The following is a 6074-nucleotide window of genomic DNA, read 5'->3' on the forward strand; positions in this document are numbered from 1 at the left end:
TTCATTTTATTTTTCTAAAAGATTTGCCGGAACTTTTACAGGCATATCCAATAATTGTTGAGCAAATGCTTTGCCTTGTGGGTCAATACGCAGGCTTGCAACACCGCCCCCACCCAAGGCATTTTCCAACATAAAATTCAATGCCTTTAAACCCGGCAATTCATAACGAATTACTCGTCCTTTTTCAGCATCCAAAACGTGTTGCATATAGCTTGCAACAGCTTGCTCTGTGAGTGCTGCACGAATCCAAGGTAAATATTCTGCTTTACGCGCAATGACCCCAATATTGCTATGATTGCCTTTATCACCACTACGAGCATGTGCAATTTCAATTAAAGGGACTTCAATTTCATTCCCTTGATAAACCGCACTTTCACCTGCTGCAAAGTTATTTAATTGTTGAGTAGAAGACCCTTCAGGAATTTCAACAGGATAACGTTTCCCATCAAAATCAACTTCCACATTGACCTGATTTTTATCAATTAAAAATGAAAATAACTTAATCACTGGAGATGCTTTAGGCCGCCCCCCAACAATACCAGCCAAAGCTGGAGCCATTCCTGTTGAAGCCTGTGCAATTTCAGATGCAAAGAACATACAAGCTTCTTTAAAGATGTGCTTTACAGCAATTTTGACGACTACTTCGCGGCTATTTAATGTTTGGGCATGTGCGCCATAAGTACTTTCGATGCCTAAAATTTCAACAGATTTTTCACTAAAAGGAGGTACTGAACGCATGGCCAACACACGCTCACATTTAGTTAAAATGGCATCGGCAATGACTTGCGCTTTTTGTGGTGCTTCACGCCCTGCGATTAGAAAACTGACTAAAACCCGATAGCCATCAGGATAAGTTGCACTCACTTTATATTGTGCTGTAGGTGCTTGCCCTGTTGCACCAGTCACACGCACTCGATGCTCACCAACTTGTTCTAGGTGCACCTGGCTAAAATCAGCAATCACATCTGGTAATAAATAGGCTTGTGGATTGCCAATTTCATACACGATTTGCTCTGCAACTGTTGCGGTAGAAACCAATCCACCTGTACCTTGCGGTTTAGTGACTACAAATGAGCCGTCCTCACTGACTTCAACCACAGGAAAACCAATATTGTCGAAGCCTTGTACTAAGCGCCAATCAGTAAAATTACCGCCTGTACATTGAGCACCACATTCAATTACATGTCCTGCCAATGATCCTTGCGCCAACTTGTCATAGTCATCGAGCGACCACTGATATTCATGAAGCAAAGGAGCAAGCACTACAGCCGAATCTACAACACGGCCCGTAATCACAATATCTGCACCTAAATTCAAGGCATCACGAATAGCCACCGCACCTAAATAAGCATTACTGCTCGCCACCTGATCTGGTAAAGGCTCACCACTAAACATTTCTTGAATATTTTGTTGTTTGAACTGTTCTTGCTTTGCTAAAAGATCATCGCCTAAGACCACAGCCACTTTCAGATTTAAACCATATTCACTAATTATTTTTTGCAAAGCATCCCGACAAGCAAGCGGATTTACCCCACCTGCATTACTAATCACTTTAATCTTTTTTTCTGCAATTTTTTTAAGTAGAGGCGCCATCACTCGGCTGACAAAATCTAAGGCATAGCCATGTTTCGGCTCTACCATTTTCGCTTTTGCCATAATCGACATCGTAATTTCTGACAAATAATCAAAAACCAAATAATCAATATCGGTTAAATGCACCAATTGAAAAGCAGCAGTATTGGTATCCCCCCAAAATCCGGAGGCACAACCTATCTTTACGACACGCTCATCATCCTGTTGATTACTTGCCATCTTATTTCTCGTTGTTCTATTTAAAAATTAGCCTCAACATTACCAAGCAAGCGCTTGGTTTGTAAAGAGCAAAATGTTATTGTGATGTTGACCAAATCTTCCAAAATCGATAATCATTCTGAAATATGGTGAGATTTAGCAAAAAATTTCAGTATTCATTTTTATTTAAAGGGTCAAACCGCACGCATGATTGCTACTTCAATTGAACAGATTCCAAATATCTCTTGCTTTGATGACAGCCCACGTGGTCGTTTATTACAAGGTGCCGCGTACCTATTTCACAAGCAAGGCTATGACAAAACTACTGTCCGTGAACTAGCTCAATTTATTGGTATTCAATCGGGGAGTTTGTTCCATCACTTCAAAAGTAAAGATGACATCCTTGCCCATGTGATGGAGCAAACCATCATTTATAACCTAGCCCGTTTAGAAGATGCAGCAACTCAATCTACAGATCCAGAGCAACAACTACGTGCCCTGATTAAAGCAGAACTCATCTCGATTACTGGAGATACAGGTGCTGCCATGGCTGTGTTGGTTTATGAATGGTTTGCTCTTTCAAAAGAAAAACAAGATTACCTTTTGAAAATGCGTAATGAATATGAGCAAATTTGGTTAGATGTTATTGAAAAGTTACGCACAAAGGGCAAGATAAAGCATGATGCCTTTATTTGGCGACGTTTAGTTGGTGGAGCGATTTCATGGACCGTAACTTGGTATAAACCTGAAGGAAAGGTCAAAATTGATGAAGTGACCGAAATGGTTTGGGAGATGGCTTTGAAATGAGTTCAGTCTATTTACGTAAACCTCAAATAAATGACTTGGCTGAAATTAAAGAAGCTTATGAGCGCAGTGTTCAATTACATCAACCGTGGACATATCCACCCTCTGACTTTCAACACTACCTAGCACAAGAACATCGTTATTTCGTTTGTTTAGAGAAAGACCATACAATTGTAGGAACTTTTAATATCTCTAATATTATCAGAGGTTATTTTCACTCGGCTTACTTAGGTTATGAAGTATTTCATCCCTATCAAGGCCTTGGATATATGAAAGCAGGCCTGAAATTATTACTTAGTGAAGCATTCGAAAAACTAAACTTACATAGATTAGAAGCAAATATACAACCTGAAAATATTGCTTCAATTCATCTGGTTGCAAATGCAGGTTTTATCAAAGAGGGCTTTTCTCGACAATATCTTCGAGTAGGTGGAAAAGAGTGGAAAGATCATGAACGTTGGGCGATTTTGAATTATGACTGGATTGAATCATTTCAATAAACTTATGAATGAGATGCGGTGGCACAATGACCACCTTATCAAAAATTAATAACCCAACTGCTTACTAATCAAATCTTTCATGATTTCTTCAGCCCCGCCGCCAATCATATTCACCTTAACTTCACGATAAATACGTTCAGACTTAGTTCCGCGCATAAAACCCATGCCTCCCAATGTTTGTACCGCTGCATCAGCACAAAATTGCATAGTGCGAGTAGCAACATTTTTAAGCATTGAAATTTGAGCTACGAGCTCTGGCCCCTGCAACTTTGGTTGAGTCATTTTCCATGCAGTTTCTTCAAGTAATGCCCGTGTTGAGGTCAATTGTGTCGCCATATCCACCAACTTATGACGAACTACTTGATGATCAATTAATCTCTTACCAAATGTTTTACGTTGCTGAGCCCAATCTAAAGCTTCTTCATAACACACCAACGCATAACCATAAGCCACCACACCTAAGAAAAAACGCTCCATATTAAAGTTATTCATAATTACTTTAAAACCAGCATTTTCTTTACCTAAAAGATTTGATACAGGCACTTTAACTTGGTCAAAATGCAAATGTGCTGTATCTGAAGCCCACCACCCCATTTTCTTTAAAGGTGTTTTAGTGATTCCTTCACTCTGGGCATCAATCAGCAACATCGAAATACCTTCAGCACCCGATTTAGTCGGGTCTGTACGCACCGCAACTGTATAGTAATCAGCGCGAATTCCTGAAGTGATAAAGGTTTTCTCACCAGAAACAATATAATAATCACCCTCTCGCACAGCCTTAGTCTGAAGTGCAGCAACATCTGACCCACCACTTGGTTCAGTAATGGCTAAGGCGGAAATTTTTTCACCACAAATAATACTCGGGAGAACTCTAGCCTTTAATTCTTCACTACCAAAATGCTGAATCGGCGGTGCACCAATGGTATGTACCATCAATGAAATATGTACTCCACCAGAGCCAGCCTTCGCCATTTCGACACCAGCCAGCAATGAATAGAATGGATCAGCATCTGGAATGCCGCCATATTCTTCAGAAAAACCTAATCCTAATAAACCAATCTCAGCAGCTTTCTTGTATAGTTCTCTTGGAAATGTCTCGGCTTCATCCCATTCATTGACAAAAGGTGCCATTTCTTTTTGTACAAATCGACGAACATTATCAGCAAAAGCAATGTGTTGTTCATTATAGTAAATTGGGTTGGATTGCATTTTTAGAGATATCCTAATGTTTTTTATTTAATTCCAAGGCATATCTTGGCATGTTTGGCATCAATCAAAAGTTGCAAGAATCTCCAATTTCTTGGCATAAAACATCAAACCCAATTATTCTTATTAAAATGCAAAGTCTATACTCTTAAACAGCAACGAAATCCACGAACCGCGTAATACGATTGTGCACCATTATGATAAACAAAAACACGGCCATAACGACGGTCAGCAAAAAGTGCTCCATCTAGTTGGCGAATCTCATCTGGAGTTGCAAGCCAACTTGATGTTTTAAGATCAAACTCGCCTAACTTTTGTAATTGATGATATTGCTCTTCTGTTAGAAGTTCGACTCCCATTTCTATAGCAATATCGATTGCACTATTTTTAAGCGGGTGATCTTTTCTAGACTCTAAAGCTTCACGATCATAACAAAGACTTCTACGGCCTTTTGGTGTCTCAGGAGAGCAATCCATAAATAAATATTCATCACTCTGTTGGTCATAAGCCACCACATCAGGCTCTCCTCCCGTATTTTCCATTTCTTGCAATGACCATAGTTTGTCAGGAGATTTAATTAGTTTAGCTTGCACATGAGTCCAATCTATTCCTTTATGCCGATGTGAATTTTTTTCAAATCTATTTTTTAGTAGCTCAATCAGTGTTTCTATTTGCTTTGGAGCTAATTGCTTTTTAATTACCATTGGATCAATCCTTATATTTATTAAGCTGAACGCCCATCAAAATAATTTATTTTTATTTTTTCTAAATCCATGTCATCTATGCATCGAACATTAATAGCAAAGATAGCATTACCCTTTGCATCTGTACCTTGAGCATAAGGATGAATACCACAAATTTTACAGAAATAATGGTTAATCACATGTTTGTTAAAAGTGTAATTCTCTAAAAGATCTGAAGATTCAAAAGAAACCGTAACTTGACTACTCGGTAAGAATCAAAGTAAGGAGCCTTTCTTTTGACAGATTGAACAGTTACAAGATAATGCCTCTAATAATTCACCTTTCACAATAAATTTAACCTGACCACAATGACAACTTCCTTTATATTCCATACCTATTTTTCCTTTTTCCTGTTCTAATTTTTTATAATATTCTTCTTAATAGTTCAATTTTTTATCATTTTGTAGAATTTATTTTCTCTACATCACTCAAACATATAAATTTAAATAATGCTTAATTCCAAAAATATTGACACCTCTTACATCTATTACCATTTTTAAAAGAGAATAAAGGTAGACCAAAGAACATGAAAGCTAAAAAAGCTGATTTTTTCCCTTTTGTATAAGCTTCTATATCTCGACTTCTACAATGAGGGCAACATTCTTTATTCTTTCCAAATTTTTGCTCTAACTCATCACTAAAATCCTTCTCAAGAAGAGCCTTTGATTCCTCAACATAGTCTGCTGGAACTAATAGACGAACTCCACCTAAAGCATTGGAATAAAACCAATCCATATTAATAGTGTGTTCATTTTCAATATATACGGGAATACCAAAAGCTTCTAACTGAGTTTTTGCAATTTGAGCTTCATAAGGAAAAGAGAACGTTTTAACCAATATCCATTGCATAGGTATATTTCAAAAAATAGAAGGGAGTTATGGGCTAAAAATATCATTTTTAGGCAGTTAAAGCATTACTCCCCTTTTCCAGCCATAAAAAAACACCCTCAACTGTAAAGTTGAGGGTGTTTAGAATAATGAGCTGGCGATGACTTACTCTCACATGGGAAACCCCACACTACCATCAGCG

Annotated in this window: 6 protein-coding genes and 1 pseudogene; 2 read left to right on the plus strand and 5 right to left on the minus strand. The window is 38.1% G+C overall.

Annotation, left to right across the window (positions count from 1 at the left end):
• Positions 1 to 6 precede the first annotated feature (6 nt).
• Complete coding sequence (locus ASF86_RS10500) at positions 7 to 1812, minus strand: acyclic terpene utilization AtuA family protein (RefSeq protein WP_056481858.1); 1806 nt, start codon at positions 1810 to 1812, stop codon at positions 7 to 9.
• A 186-nt stretch (positions 1813 to 1998) separates the two neighbouring features.
• Here ASF86_RS10500 and ASF86_RS10505 point away from each other — a divergent pair, with 186 nt between their 5' ends.
• Together ASF86_RS10505 and ASF86_RS10510 are read left to right on the plus strand one after the other, a co-directional pair.
• Complete coding sequence (locus ASF86_RS10505; RefSeq protein WP_056481861.1) at positions 1999 to 2598, plus strand: TetR/AcrR family transcriptional regulator; 600 nt, start codon at positions 1999 to 2001, stop codon at positions 2596 to 2598.
• Positions 2595 to 3095: a GNAT family N-acetyltransferase gene (locus ASF86_RS10510; protein WP_056481864.1), complete on the plus strand. Its 501-nt coding sequence runs from the start codon at positions 2595 to 2597 to the stop codon at positions 3093 to 3095. The genes ASF86_RS10505 and ASF86_RS10510 overlap by 4 nt, the downstream gene beginning before the upstream one ends.
• Before the next feature lie 45 nt (positions 3096 to 3140).
• Here the strand turns inward: ASF86_RS10510 and ASF86_RS10515 are convergent, their stop codons facing one another.
• The 4 genes and pseudogenes from ASF86_RS10515 to ASF86_RS10525 form a co-directional block, all read right to left on the minus strand.
• Positions 3141 to 4304 (minus strand): acyl-CoA dehydrogenase family protein, encoded by a 1164-nt coding sequence (locus ASF86_RS10515; protein ID WP_056481867.1) that lies wholly within the window; start codon positions 4302 to 4304, stop codon positions 3141 to 3143.
• Between the two features lie 137 nt (positions 4305 to 4441).
• Complete coding sequence (locus tag ASF86_RS10520) at positions 4442 to 5005, minus strand: DUF4256 domain-containing protein (protein ID WP_056481870.1); 564 nt, start codon at positions 5003 to 5005, stop codon at positions 4442 to 4444.
• Positions 5006 to 5025: 20 nt separating this feature from the next.
• Positions 5026 to 5376 (minus strand): annotated as a pseudogene (locus ASF86_RS19270) (GFA family protein).
• A 121-nt stretch (positions 5377 to 5497) separates the two neighbouring features.
• Positions 5498 to 5893 carry a DUF2007 domain-containing protein gene (locus ASF86_RS10525; RefSeq protein WP_056481873.1) on the minus strand — a complete coding sequence of 132 codons (396 nt, stop codon included), beginning with the start codon at positions 5891 to 5893 and terminating at the stop codon, positions 5498 to 5500.
• Positions 5894 to 6074: the final 181 nt, after the last annotated feature.

The sequence above is a fragment of the Acinetobacter sp. Leaf130 genome (genome assembly GCF_001423205.1).
Taxonomy (GTDB): domain Bacteria; phylum Pseudomonadota; class Gammaproteobacteria; order Pseudomonadales; family Moraxellaceae; genus Acinetobacter; species Acinetobacter calcoaceticus.

Excerpts from the sequence above, each read along its gene's own strand:
- ASF86_RS10500 (WP_056481858.1), bottom strand. The coding sequence starts at position 1,812 with ATGGCAAGTAATCAACAGGATGATGAGCGTGTCGTAAAGATAGGTTGT.
- ASF86_RS10505 (WP_056481861.1), top strand. The coding sequence starts at position 1,999 with ATGATTGCTACTTCAATTGAACAGATTCCAAATATCTCTTGCTTTGAT.
- ASF86_RS10510 (WP_056481864.1), top strand. The coding sequence starts at position 2,595 with ATGAGTTCAGTCTATTTACGTAAACCTCAAATAAATGACTTGGCTGAA.
- ASF86_RS10515 (WP_056481867.1), bottom strand. The coding sequence starts at position 4,304 with ATGCAATCCAACCCAATTTACTATAATGAACAACACATTGCTTTTGCT.
- ASF86_RS10520 (WP_056481870.1), bottom strand. The coding sequence starts at position 5,005 with ATGGTAATTAAAAAGCAATTAGCTCCAAAGCAAATAGAAACACTGATT.
- ASF86_RS10525 (WP_056481873.1), bottom strand. The coding sequence starts at position 5,893 with ATGCAATGGATATTGGTTAAAACGTTCTCTTTTCCTTATGAAGCTCAA.